Origin of the sequence: Pseudomonas fluvialis (assembly GCF_014207935.1) — a bacterium.
GTDB classification, from domain to species: Bacteria; Pseudomonadota; Gammaproteobacteria; order Pseudomonadales; family Pseudomonadaceae; genus Aquipseudomonas; species Aquipseudomonas fluvialis_A.
Window position 1 is genome coordinate 873,006 of the sequence record NZ_JACHLL010000001.1, and the last position, 15,693, is coordinate 888,698.

At 64.8% G+C, this 15,693-nt stretch carries 15 protein-coding genes; 4 read left to right on the forward strand and 11 right to left on the reverse strand.

The genetic code is table 11. The features are described 5' to 3' along the window. Positions 1–49: 49 nt before the first annotated feature. Entirely contained in the window at positions 50–1,699 is a 1,650-nt protein-coding gene (locus HNP49_RS04030; protein ID WP_184680801.1) for an NAD(P)/FAD-dependent oxidoreductase, read from the forward strand. A gap of 5 nt (positions 1,700–1,704) precedes the next feature. Here HNP49_RS04030 and HNP49_RS04035 read toward each other — a convergent pair whose 3' ends face one another. After that, the gene (locus tag HNP49_RS04035; protein ID WP_184680802.1) at positions 1,705–2,175 is read right to left on the reverse strand and encodes a hypothetical protein; all 471 of its coding nucleotides are present in this window, start codon (positions 2,173–2,175) and stop codon (positions 1,705–1,707) included. Between the two features lie 26 nt (positions 2,176–2,201). After that, on the reverse strand, positions 2,202–2,609 hold the full coding sequence (locus HNP49_RS04040) for an SMI1/KNR4 family protein (RefSeq protein WP_184680803.1): 408 nt from the start codon (positions 2,607–2,609) through the stop codon (positions 2,202–2,204). 127 nt (positions 2,610–2,736) lie between these two features. Here HNP49_RS04040 and HNP49_RS04045 point away from each other — a divergent pair, with 127 nt between their 5' ends. Continuing rightward, positions 2,737–3,351, forward strand: a complete 615-nt coding sequence (locus HNP49_RS04045) for a hypothetical protein (RefSeq protein WP_184680804.1) — start codon at positions 2,737–2,739, stop codon at positions 3,349–3,351. A gap of 4 nt (positions 3,352–3,355) precedes the next feature. Here HNP49_RS04045 and HNP49_RS04050 read toward each other — a convergent pair whose 3' ends face one another. After that, positions 3,356–3,856, reverse strand: coding sequence for an acyl-CoA thioesterase (locus tag HNP49_RS04050; protein ID WP_184680805.1), 501 nt, complete (start codon positions 3,854–3,856; stop codon positions 3,356–3,358). 253 nt (positions 3,857–4,109) lie between these two features. Between HNP49_RS04050 and HNP49_RS04055 the strand changes: the two genes are divergently transcribed. Further along, on the forward strand, positions 4,110–5,495 hold the full coding sequence (locus tag HNP49_RS04055; protein WP_184680806.1) for a pectin acetylesterase-family hydrolase: 1,386 nt from the start codon (positions 4,110–4,112) through the stop codon (positions 5,493–5,495). 57 nt (positions 5,496–5,552) lie between these two features. Here the strand turns inward: HNP49_RS04055 and HNP49_RS04060 are convergent, their stop codons facing one another. Both HNP49_RS04060 and HNP49_RS04065 read right to left on the reverse strand, forming a co-directional pair. After that, positions 5,553–6,200, reverse strand: coding sequence for a hypothetical protein (locus tag HNP49_RS04060; RefSeq protein ID WP_184680807.1), 648 nt, complete (start codon positions 6,198–6,200; stop codon positions 5,553–5,555). A gap of 322 nt (positions 6,201–6,522) precedes the next feature. Continuing rightward, positions 6,523–7,122: a short chain dehydrogenase gene (locus HNP49_RS04065; RefSeq protein WP_184680809.1), complete on the reverse strand. Its 600-nt coding sequence runs from the start codon at positions 7,120–7,122 to the stop codon at positions 6,523–6,525. A gap of 108 nt (positions 7,123–7,230) precedes the next feature. Here HNP49_RS04065 and HNP49_RS04070 point away from each other — a divergent pair, with 108 nt between their 5' ends. Next, on the forward strand, positions 7,231–8,157 hold the full coding sequence (locus HNP49_RS04070; RefSeq protein WP_184680810.1) for a LysR family transcriptional regulator: 927 nt from the start codon (positions 7,231–7,233) through the stop codon (positions 8,155–8,157). 247 nt (positions 8,158–8,404) lie between these two features. Here the strand turns inward: HNP49_RS04070 and HNP49_RS04075 are convergent, their stop codons facing one another. From HNP49_RS04075 to uvrD, 6 genes are all read right to left on the reverse strand, one after another. Further along, a complete protein-coding gene (locus tag HNP49_RS04075) occupies positions 8,405–10,390 on the reverse strand; it encodes a PhoX family phosphatase (RefSeq protein ID WP_184680811.1) in 1,986 nt (661 codons plus the stop codon). 101 nt (positions 10,391–10,491) lie between these two features. After that, positions 10,492–10,932 (reverse strand): hypothetical protein, encoded by a 441-nt coding sequence (locus tag HNP49_RS04080; protein WP_260407042.1) that lies wholly within the window; start codon positions 10,930–10,932, stop codon positions 10,492–10,494. Between the two features lie 51 nt (positions 10,933–10,983). After that, complete coding sequence (locus tag HNP49_RS04085; RefSeq protein ID WP_184680813.1) at positions 10,984–11,352, reverse strand: VOC family protein; 369 nt, start codon at positions 11,350–11,352, stop codon at positions 10,984–10,986. Between the two features lie 244 nt (positions 11,353–11,596). Next, complete coding sequence (locus HNP49_RS04090; RefSeq protein ID WP_184680814.1) at positions 11,597–12,430, reverse strand: Tim44 domain-containing protein; 834 nt, start codon at positions 12,428–12,430, stop codon at positions 11,597–11,599. 90 nt (positions 12,431–12,520) lie between these two features. Beyond that, positions 12,521–13,384, reverse strand: a complete 864-nt coding sequence (locus HNP49_RS04095; RefSeq protein WP_184680815.1) for a neutral zinc metallopeptidase — start codon at positions 13,382–13,384, stop codon at positions 12,521–12,523. A 78-nt stretch (positions 13,385–13,462) separates the two neighbouring features. Continuing rightward, complete coding sequence (gene uvrD / locus HNP49_RS04100; protein ID WP_184680817.1) at positions 13,463–15,646, reverse strand: DNA helicase II; 2,184 nt, start codon at positions 15,644–15,646, stop codon at positions 13,463–13,465. Positions 15,647–15,693 lie beyond the last annotated feature (47 nt).

The window sequence follows — 15,693 nt, forward strand, 5'->3', positions numbered from 1 at the left end:
TATGCAAAACATTGCATAACAAGAACAACATCCGCCCGGAGATCCTTCCATGAAACGCACTGGCACCCGCTTCCGCACCCGCCTCGCCCAAGACAACTACGACGCCATCATCATCGGCTCGGGCATTGGCGGCCTGACCACCGCCGCGCTGCTGAGCAAGCTGGGCAAGCGCGTCTGCGTGCTGGAGCAGCACTACACCGCCGGCGGCTACACCCACAGCTACGAGCGCGAAGGCTACGAGTGGGACGTTGGCGTGCACTACATCGGCGAGGTGCACAAACCCTGGTCGGTGATCCGCCGGGTGTTCGACGTGATCAGCGACGGCAACCTGCACTGGGCGCCGATGGACGACCATTACGACCGTATCGTGCTGGGCGAGCAGGTGATCGACTACGTCGCCGGCCGCGAGCAGTTCAAGGCCGAGATGAAGCGCCACTTCCCCGGCGAGGCGGCCGCCATCGACCGTTATGTCGAGCTGCTCAGCGAGGTCAGCGCACGGGTACCGAAGTTCTTCGCCGGTCAGGCCATGCCGCGCACCCTCGGTCTGCTCTACGCCAAGCTGCGCCGCTGGTGGATGCCGGACTACTGCTTCAAGAGCACCCGCGAAGTGCTCGAAGGGCTGACCCGCAACGAGCAACTGATCGGCGCGCTCACCGCCCAGTGGGGGGACTACGGCCTGCCGCCGAGCGAGTCGTCCTTCCTCATGCACGCCATGGTGGCCAAGCACTACATCACCGGCGGCAACTACCCGGTGGGCGGCGCGGTGAGCATGGCCGAGACCATCATCCCGGTGATCGAGGCCGCCGGCGGTCAGGTGTTCACCTACGCCGGCGTGGACAAGATCCTGATCGAGAACGGCCGCGCCGTGGGCGTGCGCCTGCAGAAGGACGGCGTCGAACTGCGCGCGCCGCAGATCGTCAGCTGCGCCGGGCTGGTGCCGACCTATACCCGCCTGGTGCCGCGCGAAGCCGCCGAGTCGGCAGGCCTGCTGACCAACCTCAAGCAGGTGGAACTGTCCGCCGCCACCCTCTGCCTGTATGCCGGCTTCAAGGGCAGCGCCAGCGAGCTGGGCCTGCCGAAGACCAACTACTGGGTCTACCCCTCGGCCGATCACGACGGCAACGTGCAGGCCTTCGAAAGCCGGCAGAGCGAGACGATGCCGCTGATCTACATCTCCTTCCCCTCGGCCAAGGATCCGTCCTGGGATGCGCGCTACCCGCACAAGGCCACGGTGGAGATCGTCGCAGCGACCCTGCCGGAATGGTTCGCCCAGTGGAAAGGCAGCACCTGGGGCAAACGCGGCGAGGACTACGAAGCGTTCAAGGCCAAACTCACCGAGCAGTTGCTGGAAACCCTCTACCGCTTCCAGCCACAGCTGCGTGAACACCTGGATTTCTGCGAGCTGGGCACGCCGTTGTCCACCGAATGGTTCCAGTGGAACGAGCAGGGCGAGATCTACGGCATCGAGCACACGGTGCAGCGCTTCGACCAGCACTGGATCCACAGCCAGACGCCGATCAAGGGCCTCTACCTGACCGGCGCCGACACCGTCACCGCCGGCGTGGGTGGCGCGCTGATGGCCGGCGTGCTGACCGCCAGCTGCATGCTCGGCTGGCGCGGCTACAAGGTAGGGCAGTTGCTGAAGGAGTGGCGCGGCAAAACCACCAGCGAGACACCCGCCAGCACCGAACCAGCCTGATCCGGCTACTCGTCAGGACGGGTCGGCACCGAAGCCGGCCAGTCCTGAGCGGTCAGGCCCAGGTGCGGCAGCCAGTCCACGGGACTCTCCGGCACGCCCTGGCCCGGCCAATGGCGGCCGGAGCAGTCGCGCTCAAAACGCTGGGATAGCGAGTGCCAGCTGGCATAGGCGCTGTCGCTGGCTACGCCCGGGGTGCTCTCGCGGCGTTGCAGCTCGACCGCCGCCTGGCGCAGCGCTTCCACCTGACCGAGGCAGTAGGTGAAGTAGCGGTCATCCATCACGGCATAGGGTGAGGGCTGCTCCTGCAGCCACTCCACCAGCCGCATCCCTCCGGCAAAAAGCATGACCGAGGCATACATCAGCAACAGGACGCCGAACAGCAAGCAGACCAAGAGCAGCTTGCTCAGCTGGCCACGCACCTCGCGCGGCAACTGGGCCCATACGCGCAGCCAACGCGGTACGGTCGATTCATCCATGATTCACGCTCCCTGTTCAGCGTCGGTCAGCTTTCCAGCCAGACATCCCGACACCAGTGCCAGACCGAATCCCAGCTCTCGTCGGTCAGCTCGCCCTCGCTGCCGTCCCACAGCCAGACCTGGCCCTCGACGTCCACGGCGTAGTAGTCACGACCGTCCTGACACAGCGGAACCAGATCGCGCGGCAGGCCACGATCCCAGGCCACCGAGGCGACTTCCGGCAGGTAGGTGTGCGACTGCGGATCGCTGGCGGTCACCGGCTCCAGGCGGCCATAGACCACATCACTGACCTTGAGCAGAAACTCGCGCAGCTCGAACGGCAGGTGGATAAGGATTTCTTCCTGGATTTCCACCAGGGTTTCCTCGTCCGGCAGCTCCAGCGCAACCGGCACCGGCTCATTGAGTTCGCGCAGCTGTTCGATGACTTCTTCCACGATATGGCTCCTCTGCTGGGGGATGGCTTTATACCCTAGCGCAGGCGAGCTCGCGACGGGGCCGGTGGATAACTCTGCTATCGTCAATTAAAAGGCGCCGCCATTTTGCCAAGGCCCGGAGCGAGCCATGAAAGAGCAGGAAGAAGCCAGCGACAGCAGCCTCAGTGAAGAAGAGCGCATCGAGCTGCTCGAACATGAGGAAAAGTCCGACCGCATCTGGCTGTGGGTAGTCAGCCTGGTGGGTGGCTTTGCCTTGCTGGTCTGGCTGGTGATGAGCCTGATCAGCAGCCTGGGTGTCGAAAGCGAAGTGCTCTCTGTGGATAACGTTCAGGCCATGGAACAGCGCGTGGCGACGCTGGAAAAGAGCGTCGAACGCCTGGAGCGACTGGTGGCCATGCAGGACGAACAGCTGGCCAGCCTCAAAGCCAACCAGTTCACCGGCCTGCATGCGCCGATTGACGACAAGAGCAGCGTTGGCCGCGTATCACTGGTGCTGCAGGCGCAGGAAAAGGATTACCAGCAAGTCATGGATGGCCTGAAAAACGGCATGCGCGATCTGGCCAATATGCTGCCGGGCTCGCGCAGCTGGCTGAGCGATTACAGCGAAGCCATCGACCAGGCTCAGGTCAGCAGCCGCAAGCGCGTCACCGAGCTGCAGAAATGGTCACTGGAAGCCAAGGGCGAGTTGCCTGCACGGCCGACGCCATTGGCACCACAGGCACAGACACCGGCAACACCCTGACACCTCAGCACAGCGTCTTCAGCTCATCCTGCAGGCGCTGCCACTGCTGCATCACCGGCACATCCTGAGCGGGTAACTGCAACACCTGTGCGGGCGACACCACACGCCCTCCCCAAAGACAGACCTCCTTGACCAGGCCCACGGCCATCAGCGTCTCCCCGCAGTGCACCTGATGCAGGAAGTAGCAGTACTTCTCATCCCACCCCAATAACCGAGTGCTGCAGGAAAAGCGCGCCAAAGGGGCAATCGGACGCAGGTAAACCACCTCCTGAGCCGCTATCAGCCGCGTGCGGTAGCGCCGCCGAAATGGCAAACGGCTGGCATGCCAGAAGTCGAAGCGACCCAGCTCGAAGAAGCTCATGAAACGGTAATTGGGCAAATGGTCGCGCCAGCCCAGGTCGTGCAGCCAGACCCGAAAGTGCAGCCGCGAAACCGCGTGCACATCCCGCGGCACGCGACACCAGACGCGCAACGCCAACCAAAACAGTCGAACCAGCAGATTCACCGACCTACCTCCTCACCCCGAGCAGGCGCGCATCCTGCGGGCTGGATCGGTCGCTGGCAATGACTGCAGCGCCCTCGTCGGTTGCCGGCGCGGTCAGCAGGCCGATCCAAAGTCGGGTTCCGGCCAGCGCACTGGCATAGTCCAAATCATGCACTAGCGTGCCAGATGCGCCGCACATGAAGCGGTACAGCACAGGGTCGGCCGTCCTGCCTTCAGCCAACCCTGCAGACAATAACAAGATGAGGGCTTCACCATGCAACGATTGCTACTGGCCTGCTGCATCAGCTCTGCCACGCTGGGCGCCCCACTGGCCCATGCGGAAACCGGTGACTACAGCTTCTGGAAAACCCTGCTCAACCTCAGCTCCCCACCATCGGCGGATAACCCGGTCAGCGCTGAACAGCGCGTTGGCCCCTACCCCCTGCTGGGCAATCCCTCGGGTTTCAACAGCGGCTTCAAGCCCGCTAACTATTACGCCTGGCAGAAGGTTGAGCTGGCGCCGCAAACCGGTGCCGTGTGCGGCGATGGCTCGCCCTACAAGTTCTTCGTCAACCGCGTGCCCAACACCAGCAACACCATTTTTTACCTGGAGGGCGGCGGCGCCTGCTGGGACTACGAGAGCTGCAGCGGCCTCACGGGCATCCGCGGCGCACGCAACCCCAATGGCATTCCGGACGATTACATGAGCCTGCTCAATCCCGGCGCCAGTCTGGCCAGTCCGTTCGTGGTACGCCTGCACCCCTGGACCCGCACCAAGAGCCAGAACTGGAACATGGTCTACGTGCCTTACTGCACCGGTGATATCTACTCCGGCGACAAGGTAGCGGTGTACAACGACCCGCAGAACCAGAAACCACCGCTGGTATGGCACCACAACGGTCTGCGCAACATGCGGGCAATCGTCGGCTGGATGAAGGACAACCTGCCACGTCCCGGACAGATGCTGACCACCGGCTGCAGCGCCGGCGGCGCCGGCAGCCTGACCAACTACGCGGCCCTGCGCCAGGACATTGCGCCCACCCGCAGCTACATGATCAACGACTCCGGTCCGGTGTTCACCGCGCCCCGCAACGGCGACAGTGCCAGCTACCCGTCACTGCCGCTGCAGAACCTGATCCGCAGTGCCTGGGGCCTGGACAACGGCCCGCTGCAGTACCTGCAGGCACGCGTGCCGGGTGTGGACCCGCAGAATCTGGGCACCCTGTACCCGGCGCTCTCCGCCACGCTGCCGGGAGACCGCATGGGGCACACGCACTTCTGGCAGGACCTCAACTACTCGTCCTACTCCTATGAGCGGTTCTACCCGGAAATCGCCAACGCACCGACCCAGGCTGCCAAGGAGGCGCTGATCCATGCCAAGTGGGGTGTGGATACCCAGCGCCTGCGCAACGAGCTGGCCAACCTGCCGAATGTGGGCAGCTATCTGCCGCAGTACCGGGCCGTGAACGAGAGCCACTGCACCAGCATCATCGAGTTCGCCAACTCGGATATTCAGGAGCAGAACCTGCAGCTCGATCACTTCATCAACAACGTCATGGAAGGCAGCGGCCCGGTCATGGACGCCTCGGAGTCCAGCGACGTCGCCGACCGCAACAAACCGTTCAACCTGCTCTACTACACACTCGACCAGCTGCTCTGACAGCCGGTCAGCCAACAAGAAGGGGGCCTTGAGGCCCCCTTCTCTTGTGTCATACCACTACTGATAACTCTGCTCGCGGGCCTCCTGAAGGCGCTGGCGCAGATACTCATCCCGGCTCAACCCACCCGGAATGCTCTGCAGCGCCAGCACTTCGCTGACGATGGCCTTTTCCCGCTCCTTGTAGGCCACAAAGCGCTGATCCGCCTGCACCGGGCGCTGAGCTTCACGCGCGGCACTGCGCGCCTGGTAACGGGCCACCAACGCTTCGGCGGCGGCCTTCTGCGCCGTCTCATCCGGGTTGGTGGCCTTGATCAGGCCCAGCTGCAACAACAAGGCCTCACTGAGCGCCAGCTCGCCCTGCGCCTCACGCTCATCGATGGCCAGCGCCAGCGCCTGGGCCTGCTCGTCGCGCTGGGACGCGAGCAGTTGATCTGCCGTCGCCATGAACTGCCGGTACTGCTCATGAAAGACCTGCCGGGCCTCATAGGCCCTGACCGCTGCCGGATCAGGCAGACCGGCTAGCGGCGCAGTATCCGCCGGTTCCGCCGCAGAAGACTGAGGCGTTGCAGTGGTCTGCCCCCCGGCAACCGTGGCAGTCGATGGCACGCTCGGCGTGGCCGGAGGAGTGGCGGTGAACCACAGACTGGCGCCAACCGCCAGGGCGGCGCTCACTGTGCCCAGCATCAGATACACACGTGTCTGCATGGAACCTCCGGCGTCAGATGGACCCTGCCAGTAAAGGTCAGCCTGAACGAACGTGCCAACAAACCAATGATAGCTGCGCCCTGGTGAATTGGTTAATTAACAGCCAGACGGCCAGAGCCTGCGCCTGGACTGGGCTGTAGCCCAGGCCGCACAGCTTATCCACAAGGCACTGCACAGCCAGTGTGTTTAACTATTCGGCAAGCTGCTGAAATCGTTCAAAAAAACAACAGACGACGGGACCCTGCGGCACCTCTGGGCTGGCCACAGGCATGGACAGCTTATCCACAGGGCCATCCACGCCTGCTGGGGGTAACACTCGGCATCAGCGCATTGGGTAAACCTGCCCGGTCTGCGCACCTTCCACACTGCGCACATAACCCAGCGCCGCCTCGGCCGCCGGAATCGGCTTGAAGCCACGGAAATACGGGGCATAGCCCGGCATCGACTCAGTGACCACGGTCGGGCTGACACTGTTCACGCGCAGACCCCGCGGCAACTCGATGGCCGCCCCACGGACAAAGCCGTCAATCGCCGCATTGACCATGCTGGCCGAGCTGCCAAAACGAATTGGATCGTCGCTGAGGATGCCCGAGGTCAGGGTGAAGGAGCCTCCGTCCGTGATGAACTCACGGCCGATCAGCACCAGATTGACCTGGCCCATCAGCTTGTCGCGCAGCCCGATCAGATACTCCGCCTCGCTCATTTCCGCGAGCGCCCCGAAGTGCAGATTGCCGGCCGCACTGACCAGCGCATCAAACTGCCCAACCTGCTCGAACAGCCGACGAATCGAGCCGCTGTCGGTAATATCGACATGCAGGTCGCCGCTCTGCCGGCCAACCCGGATGATCTGGTGACGCTCGCTCAATGCCGCATCGATGGCCTGGCCCAGGGTGCCGCTGGCACCGATAAGAACAATCTTCATGACACTGACTCCGTACGCTGGTGAGGACTGACAAGGCCAGTGTAGAGTCGGGCTTTGCACAGATAATCCAGCCAATCACGAACCTTTGGTTTCCATATGGAAACAATCATGCCCAGCCTCGATGACCTCGTCGCCTTTGCCCGCCTGATCGAAGTTGGCAGCTTTACCGCTGCCGCCGAAGGGTTGGGCTGCAGCAAGGGCCAGTTATCCAAGCGCATCAGCTCGCTTGAGCAACAGCTCGGCACGCGCCTGCTGCACCGCACCACACGCCGGCTGCATCTGACCGCCGCAGGGCAGGCGCTGCTGCCCGAGGCTCAGGCGCTGGCCCGTCAGGGGCAGCTCGCCCTGCAGCGCATTGCCGAGGTGCAGGATCAGCCCAGCGGCACCCTGCGCCTGAGTGTGCCGGTGTCGCTTGGGGAAACCTTTTTCGACGGCCTGCTGCTGGAGTTCTGCCGGCAGTACCCGGGAATCCGCATCGAACTGGATCTGTTCAACGGCTACCGTGACCTGCTGCGTGACGGTTTCGATCTGGCGATCCGCTCGGGGCGCAATCTGGATGAGCGCCTGGTGGCCCGCCCGCTGTTTTCCATGGAGGAAATCACCTGCGCGACGCCAACCTACCTGGCGCAACACGGTGAGCCGGCCGATCCGCAGGCGCTGGCCGGCCACAACTGCCTGCTCAACAGCCATTACAGTGGCTATGAGGAGTGGCTATACCACCGGCAACACGACGTAGAGCGCATCCGGGTCAACGGCCATCTGGCCAGCAACCACTACAGCCTGTTGAAGAAGGCCACGCTCAACCACGCCGGCATCGCCCGCCTGCCCTCCTACATGCTGCATCAGGAGCTGGCCGCCGGAGAGCTGGTCTGGTTGCTGCGCGACTACCGGACACAGCAGACACCGGTTTTTCTGGTGCATCCCTGGCAGGGTCGCCTGCCACGGCGGGCCGAGGCGCTGGTGGACTACCTGCTCAACTGGTTCCGACACAGCCAGACACTGCTCAACGGACTGGAGCAGGTGAAACCCCGCTGAGCGTTTTTTGTGCAACCTTCTGCACGCCCCGCCAACCGTGGCCTGTGCACAACTACCCCAAGCTTATGCACAGGCTGGCGCACAGCTGCTGTGTTTAACTCACAGGCTAACCCTCTGATATTGCTCAAAAAACAAACGCCCCGCGGGAAGCCGCGGGGCGTCTGGGGTGTAGCCAGCTGTCCAGCGCTTATCCACAGAGCCATCCAGTGCTCCCGGGGATAACCGCAGACGGCCGCTGAACAGACTCTTACAGCAGGCGTTTGCGGTCTTCGCGGGTGATGATCACCGTGGCCGAACGCGGGCGCTTGCCCGGGCCGTCCGGCCAGGTGCTGAGCAGGTTGTTGGCCGTCGATCCTTCACCGGGGTGCTGCACGTTGATGAACAGCGTGCGGAAGTCCGGGGTGGCGGTAATGCCGGTGATCTCGGCGCCCAGCGGGCCGACCAGGAAGCGTTTCATATCTCCCGTATGCGGGTCGGCCACCAGCATCTGGTTGTTGCCGAACGGGCCACTGGCCAGCTGACTGCCACTCATGTCGGTCTGAATCCACAGCCGGCCATCCTCGTCGAACCACAGACCATCCGGGCTGGCGAGCATGTTGTCGGCGCCCAGCGCCTGGCCATTCGGCCCACGGCTGTCGCTCTCCGGGCCGGCCAGCAGGAACAGGTCCCAGGCAAAACGCACACCGCTGTTGTCGCGGCGCTCTTCACGCCAGCGGATGATATGGCCGTAGGCATTCTTCACCCGCGGGTTGGCGGCATCGGCCGTGGTCCGCGCGCTGTTGTTGGTCAGGGTGAAGTACACCTCGTTGCTGTCCGGGTGCACCGCGCCCCACTCCGGGCGGTCCATCTTGGTTGCACCGGCAATGTCGGCGGCCAGACGGGTGTTGATCAGCACCTCGCCCTGATCGGCGAAGCTGACCCCGGCGGCCGCACAGGCCTGCTGGAACGCCGCATCCTGCAGGTCCAGCGCCAGCCAGTCGCCGCTGCCATCGGCATTGAACCGCGCCGCGTAGAGCACGCCGTCGTCCAGCAGGCGGCCATCGCTGCGGCCGGGACGGTATTTGCCCCGGCTGACGTATTTGTAGATGTATTCGTTCTGCGCATCGTCGCCGGAATAGCAGACCACCGGTTTGCCGGCGCGCGGCTTGGCAAACACCAGGCCTTCGTGGGCGAAGCGGCCGAGGGCGCTGCGCTTGACCGGCACCGAGTCCGGATCGAACGGGTCGATCTCGACGATCCAGCCGAAATGGTTGGGCTCGTTGCGGTAGTCGGCGCGGGCATCGGCCCCCTTGCGCGTGGCATCGAAGCGCTCGAATTCGTCGCCGCTCAGGGTGTCCCAGCCGAAGCGGCTGCTGCTGCGCAGGCCATAGCGCTTGAGTTCGCGCGGCAGGTCGCTGTCGCGGCTGGCGAAGTAACCGGCCCAGTTTTCCTCGCAGGTCACGTAGGTACCCCAGGGTGTGAAGCCGCTGGCGCAGTTGTTCTGCGTGCCACGGCTGGCGGTGCCTTCCGGGCTGTAGCGGGTGCGCAGCAGCGCGTGACCGCGTGCCGGGCCGCTCATCTGCATCGGCGTGGCGGCGGTGATGCGGCGGTTGCGGGCGCTGGGCTGCACCTGCCATTCGCCGCGCACATCGCGGCGGATCTCGACCACGGACACGCCATGGGCATTGATCTCCTTGCGCACTTGCTCGGCACTCACCCGCTTGCCGTCGACCACAGTCGGGCCGTTGGGGTGCAGCAGCGGCGCATCGATGTACTCGTGGTTGAGCACCAGCAGGCCGTGCCGTGAGTTCAGGCCGGCGCCGTATTGGGCATCGATGGGGAAGAAGTGCATGCCGTCATGGTGCATGCCGATCTGCTCGGCCTGATCCTGAGCGCTGTTGCTGGCATCCTCGAGGAACGCCGGGTAGCCACCGGTAATCGGTGTGCCCCATGGAATGAACGGCGTGGCACGGTAACCGGCCGGCACGCTGATACCGTCTGCGCGGCCGACCGCCACGGCAGTGAACGGCAGGCGGTTGCGACGACCGAACGGTGGCAGATGGCGCTCACCGGCCTGGCTCTCGCCCGGCAGGCCGACGCCGAGAAAACCCAGCACGCCGAGCGCGGCGCCACCGGCGAGGATCTGCCGACGACGGGCGTCGACCAGCTCGTTGAAGTGCGGATTGTGCGAGTGGTTGCTCGGTGCTTCGTCGCCGCTGCCGAACAGCACGGCGTTGTTCTCATCATGGGACACGGTTGGCTCCTTGCAGAAGGTGGGTTGCAGGAACCTTGACGCTAACGGGCGAAAGCGACGACTTGGTGACGCTTTGTTTGCAGAGTGGGCCTTACAGGGGATCAGCCACGCAGGGCGTATTGCTCAGCCATCAGCCGCGCGTCAAGCAGCGCATGGTGGGGAACCTGCGATTCCTCCAGCCCGGCCAGCAGGCCGCGAATTTCACGGCTGACGATGCCGGGCGGCAGCGGCGCCGGGGCGAGCAGCTCCAGCAGCAGCGGCCAGTCCCAGGCCAGGGCATCGCTGATGATTTCCACCTCGGCATCGCCATCGAGAAAGCGCAGCAACGCGGTGCGCGCCTCTTCCCGCGACATCCCGCGAGCAGGCAGATCGAGCTGCGGCAGGACGATCTGCACGACAAACTCGGAGCAATCCTCCAGCGCCCAGCCTTCACCGAGTTCCACGTAGCACTCGGGGCCCGACGGGTCGACCAGCGCCAGACTGATCAGGCGCCGGTGCCGGCTGAGGGAGGTAAATTCGGTATCGAGAAACAGTCTGCGCATGGGCATCCGGAGAAGGCGGGCGTGCACACTCAGGCACCCACCCAACGTGGGTTAGCCCATGTGGAAGAAGGCCAGCTTGTTGCCATCCAGATCGCGGAAGTAACCGGCGTAGAAGCCCGGCATGCGCTCGCCCGGCGCGCCCTCATCGCTGGCGCCCAGGCTGATGGCCTTGGCGTAGAGCTTGTCCACGCCCTCGCGGGAGCCGCCGACCAGGGCGATCATGTTGCCGTTGCCGGCACTGGGCGCCTGCTTGTCGTACGGCGTGCACACGCCGAACATCGGCTGGCCCATACCGGTGCCGTAGAACGCGGCGCGGCCGACATCCATCACCAGCTTGCCGCCCATCTCGGCGAACAGTGCGCCGTAGAACGCCTTGGCCTTGTCCAGATCGGCGGTGCCGACCATTGCGTATCCGATCATCGTGCAGTCCTCGTGTGGTGGAGTGGCAGAGCGTTTGACTCTAGCAGAGAGCAGAAACGAAAAACCCGGGACAAGCCCGGGTTCTTCGTGGGGGAGTCAAACGTAGAACCTGTTCACGATCTCGCGAGCTAGAGCGAGACAAGGCAAAAACATCCGAAGAAGCGCAGTTTACGTGTGGTAAATGAGCATTCTGAGGCTGTTTTTAACGCGGTATCGCCGACGCGCAGCAGTCGTAGGCAGGTTCTCAGCCGTTCTGGCGAATACCGGCTACAAGCCATGGCTGATTGTCGCCCTGAGCGCGTTCCAGACGCCAGCTTTCGCTGAACGCTTCGCCCTGGTCGAAACGCGAGGTCTTGGCCAAACCGCTGAAGGTCAGGGTGGCGATGGTCTTGTCGGCCTGATCGTCCAGACCGTCCAGCTGCACGTCCAGGTTATCGATATAGGTGGACTGGAAGCCGTCACCCAGATTGGCGCGCTCCTGGGTCAGGAAGGCGGTCATCTGCGGGGTGAAGAACTCGGCGATCTTGTCCATCTCGTTGGCGTCCCAGTGCTGCTGCAGGGCGAGGAAGTGCTCGCGGCCCTGCTCGATGAAACGCGCCTGATTGAACCAGGCCGGCGTTTGCAGCGGCGCACGCGCCACGCTGGCGCCGCCGAAGATCGGCGCGCCCGGGGCACTTTCGCGGGCATAAGGCGCACCACCAGCCATGGCCGGCTGGGCCTGGCGGCGACGGGAAGCGATCAGCTTGAAGATGACGAAGGCGATCAGGCCGAAGATCAGGATGTCGAAGATCTGCATGCCTTCGAAGCCATCACCCATGAACATCGAGGCGAGCAGGCCACCAGCGGCGATACCGGCCAGCGGGCCGAGCCAGCGCGAAGCGCCACTGGCCGGACGGGCAGCAGCGGCTGCAGTGCCAGCAGCTGGCGCCGGGGCGGCCTGCTGCTTGTTCATCTGGGTGGTCTGGTGGCTCGGCGCACTGCCGAAGCTCTTGCCGCCGCCCAGGCGCTTGGCGCTGGCATCGAGGCTGAGGGTCAGACCCAGGCACAGGGCCAGGGCGAGGCTGAGAAAGCGTTGCATGGTCGGCACTCTTGATAGGAAATCCACGCGCGCATGATGCCGGTCGGGGACCGTCAGGGCCAGCAAGAGAATGTTTCCGGATTTATGCCCTTACAGCTGGCGCGCCTTGAAGGTATCGCAGCGGCCGGGCAGACCCGAGTCGAAACCGCTGCGGAACCAGCGCACCCGTTGCGCCGAGGTGCCGTGGGTAAAGGCGTCCGGCCGCACCTGACCACGGGCCTGGCGTTGCAGGTGGTCATCGCCGATGGCATTGGCGGCGTTCAGCGCCTCCTCCAGATCACCCGGTTCCAGCCACTGCAGACGCCGCTGGGCGTGGTGCGCCCAGACCCCGGCCAGGCAGTCGGCCTGCAGCTCCTGGCGCACCAGCAGGCCGTTGTCGCCTTCCAGACGCTCGCCACGCTGGCGGGCAGCACTGATTCTGGCCGAGACGCCGAGCAGCGTCTGCACGTGATGGCCGACCTCATGGGCGATCACATAGGCCTGGGCAAAGTCGCCGGCGGCGGCGAAGCGGGTTTCCAGTTCGCGGAAGAAGCCCAGGTCGAGATAGACCTGCCGATCGCCCGGGCAGTAGAACGGCCCTACGGCGGCATCGGCAAAGCCGCAGGCCGAGCGCACGCCGCCCTCGAACAGCACCAGTTTGGGTTCCTGGTAGGCCTTGCCGGCGGACTGGAACAGAGCGTGCCAGGTGTCCTCGGTATCACCCAGCACGGCGCGGACGAACTCGCGCTGCGGATCATCTGCAGCAGGGCGCTGAGATGGCGCGCTGGAAGGCGGGGCCTGCAGCGCCTGGTTGGCCAGGTTGCCGAGTATCTGCAGCGGGTCCTGGCCCATCAGCAAACCCACCACCACGACCACCGCCACGCCGCCCAGGCTCAGGCGCTTGCCGCCGCCGAAGCGGCCGCCACCACGGGCATCCACCACATTGTCACTGCGTCGTCCCCGTTCCCAGCGCATGGCCGTGCTCCCGCAAATCCTCAAGAGCCACAGTGTTGCCGGCCCGGTCGACGAACGCCAGTCGGATGAGCAGGACCGCTACAGGGCTTCCAGCTTGGCGTAGGCCAGCATCAGCCACTTGCTGCCTTCGCCGTCAAAGTTGACCTGCACCCGCGCCTGGGCGGCGGAACCTTCGAAGTTGAGAATCACGCCCTCGCCGAACAGCGGGTGATGCACGCGCTGGCCGAGGCTGAAGCCGGTGTCCGGCACTTCGGCGCCAGCGAACATCGAGCTGCCAGCCATGTTGCGCCCACCGCCGTAGGGACGGCTGAGGCTGTTGGACAGACGCACTTCGTGGATCAGCGCCGAGGGAATCTCGCGGACGAAACGCGACACCTTGTTGTAGGTCTCGCTGCCGTACAGACGACGGGTCTCGGCGTAGGTCATCACCAGCTTGTGCATGGCGCGGGTGATGCCGACGTAGGCCAGACGGCGCTCCTCCTCCAGACGACCGGACTCCTCCAGGCTCATCTTGTGCGGGAACAGCCCCTCCTCCATGCCGACCAGGAATACCAGCGGGAACTCCAGGCCCTTGGCGCTGTGCAGGGTCATCAGCTGCACGCTGTCCTCGAACTCCTCGGCCTGGGTATCGCCGGATTCCAGCGCGGCATGGTCGAGGAAGGCCGCCAGCGGCGACACCGCATCGTCATCGAACTCGAAGGCACGGGCGGCGCTGACCAATTCCTGCAGGTTTTCCACCCGCGCCTGGCCCTTCTCGCCCTTCTCTTCCTTGTGGAAGGTGATCAGCCCGGTCTGCTCGATCACCGTCTGGGTCATCAGGTGCAGGGGGAAGTCCTGCACCTTGGCCGCCAGATTCTCGATCAGCTCGGCGAAGGCGCCCAAGGCACTGGCCGCACGGCCGGAAACGGCCTTGGTCGCCACCAGTTGTTGCAGCGCCCGCCACATGGAGGTGCCGGAGGCGCGGGCAGCTTCGCGCAGACCTTCAACTGTCTTCTCGCCGATGCCACGGGCCGGCACGTTGATCACCCGCTCCAGCGCCGCGTCGTCGTCGCGCAGGCGGATCAGGCGCAGGTAAGCCATGGCGTTCTTGATCTCGGCGCGCTCGAAGAAGCGCTGGCCACCGTAGATGCGGTAGGGAATCTTCTCGCGCAGCAGCGCTTCTTCAAGCACGCGCGATTGCGCGTTGGAGCGGTAGAGGATGGCGATCTCGCTGCGCTTGAGACCGTCCTTGCGCAGGGCGTCCTCGATTGATTCGACCACGTAGCGGGCTTCGTCATGCTCGTTGAAGGCGGCGTACAGGCCGATCGGCTCACCGTCGCCACCCTCGGTCCACAGCTCCTTGCCCAGGCGCTCGCTGTTGTTGGCGATCACCGCGTTGGCGGCCTTGAGGATGCCGGCGGTGGAGCGGTAGTTCTGTTCCAGGCGGATGGTTTCCACCGGCGCGAAGTCATCGGCGAAGCGCTGGATATTCTCGATCCGCGCGCCGCGCCAGCCGTAGATCGACTGGTCGTCGTCGCCCACCACCATCAGGCTGTCGCCACCGGTGGCGAGGAACTTCAGCCAGGCGTACTGCACGGCGTTGGTGTCCTGGAACTCGTCCACCAGGATGTGGCGGAAGCGCCGCTGGTAGTGTTCGAGCAGGCCGGGGTTGTCGCGCCACAGCTCCAGCGAGCGCAGCAGCAGCTCGGCAAAATCGACCACACCGGCGCGGGCGCAGGCGGCCTCGTAGGCGGCGTAGATGCTGACCATGGTGGCGAGGAAGTGATCGCCCGAGGCCTGGATATTGTGCGGGCGCAGACCTTCGTCCTTCTGCCCGTTGATGAACCACTGAGCCTGGCGCGCCGGCCAGCGCTGCTCATCCAGGCCCAGCTCGCGGATCACTCGCTTGACCAGGCGCTGCTGGTCGTCAGAATCGAGAATCTGGAAGCTTTCCGGCAGCTTGGCTTCCTGCCAGTGCGCCCGCAGCAGGCGATGGGCCAGGCCGTGGAAGGTGCCCACCCACATGCCCTGCGGGCTCATGCCGAGCATCTGTTCGATGCGCTGGCGCATCTCGGCCGCGGCCTTGTTGGTGAAAGTGACCGACAGCACGCTGTGCGGGGAGGCGCCCTCGACCTGGATCAGCCAGGCGATGCGGTGCACCAGCACACGGGTCTTGCCCGAACCGGCGCCGGCCAGCACCAGCTGGCGGCCGAGCGGAGCCGCCACAGCCTGGCGTTGGGCGTCATTGAGAGAGTTCAGCAGGTAGGAGATATCGTCGCGCATGGGCCGGCATTCTACGCGGATGCGCCGCGCGGCGCTGCCGCGGAAGA

What these genes read in the sequence shown, in the direction of transcription:
- HNP49_RS04070 (WP_184680810.1), top strand. Translation starts at nt 7,231, where the DNA reads ATGCCCAGCCTCGATGACCTCGTCGCCTTTGCCCGCCTGATCGAAGTT.
- HNP49_RS04080 (WP_260407042.1), bottom strand. Translation starts at nt 10,932, where the DNA reads ATGCGCAGACTGTTTCTCGATACCGAATTTACCTCCCTCAGCCGGCAC.
- HNP49_RS04090 (WP_184680814.1), bottom strand. Translation starts at nt 12,430, where the DNA reads ATGCAACGCTTTCTCAGCCTCGCCCTGGCCCTGTGCCTGGGTCTGACC.
- HNP49_RS04035 (WP_184680802.1), bottom strand. Translation starts at nt 2,175, where the DNA reads ATGGATGAATCGACCGTACCGCGTTGGCTGCGCGTATGGGCCCAGTTG.
- HNP49_RS04095 (WP_184680815.1), bottom strand. Translation starts at nt 13,384, where the DNA reads ATGCGCTGGGAACGGGGACGACGCAGTGACAATGTGGTGGATGCCCGT.
- HNP49_RS04060 (WP_184680807.1), bottom strand. Translation starts at nt 6,200, where the DNA reads ATGCAGACACGTGTGTATCTGATGCTGGGCACAGTGAGCGCCGCCCTG.
- HNP49_RS04085 (WP_184680813.1), bottom strand. Translation starts at nt 11,352, where the DNA reads ATGATCGGATACGCAATGGTCGGCACCGCCGATCTGGACAAGGCCAAG.
- HNP49_RS04030 (WP_184680801.1), top strand. Translation starts at nt 50, where the DNA reads ATGAAACGCACTGGCACCCGCTTCCGCACCCGCCTCGCCCAAGACAAC.
- HNP49_RS04065 (WP_184680809.1), bottom strand. Translation starts at nt 7,122, where the DNA reads ATGAAGATTGTTCTTATCGGTGCCAGCGGCACCCTGGGCCAGGCCATC.
- HNP49_RS04055 (WP_184680806.1), top strand. Translation starts at nt 4,110, where the DNA reads ATGCAACGATTGCTACTGGCCTGCTGCATCAGCTCTGCCACGCTGGGC.
- HNP49_RS04045 (WP_184680804.1), top strand. Translation starts at nt 2,737, where the DNA reads ATGAAAGAGCAGGAAGAAGCCAGCGACAGCAGCCTCAGTGAAGAAGAG.
- uvrD (WP_184680817.1), bottom strand. Translation starts at nt 15,646, where the DNA reads ATGCGCGACGATATCTCCTACCTGCTGAACTCTCTCAATGACGCCCAA.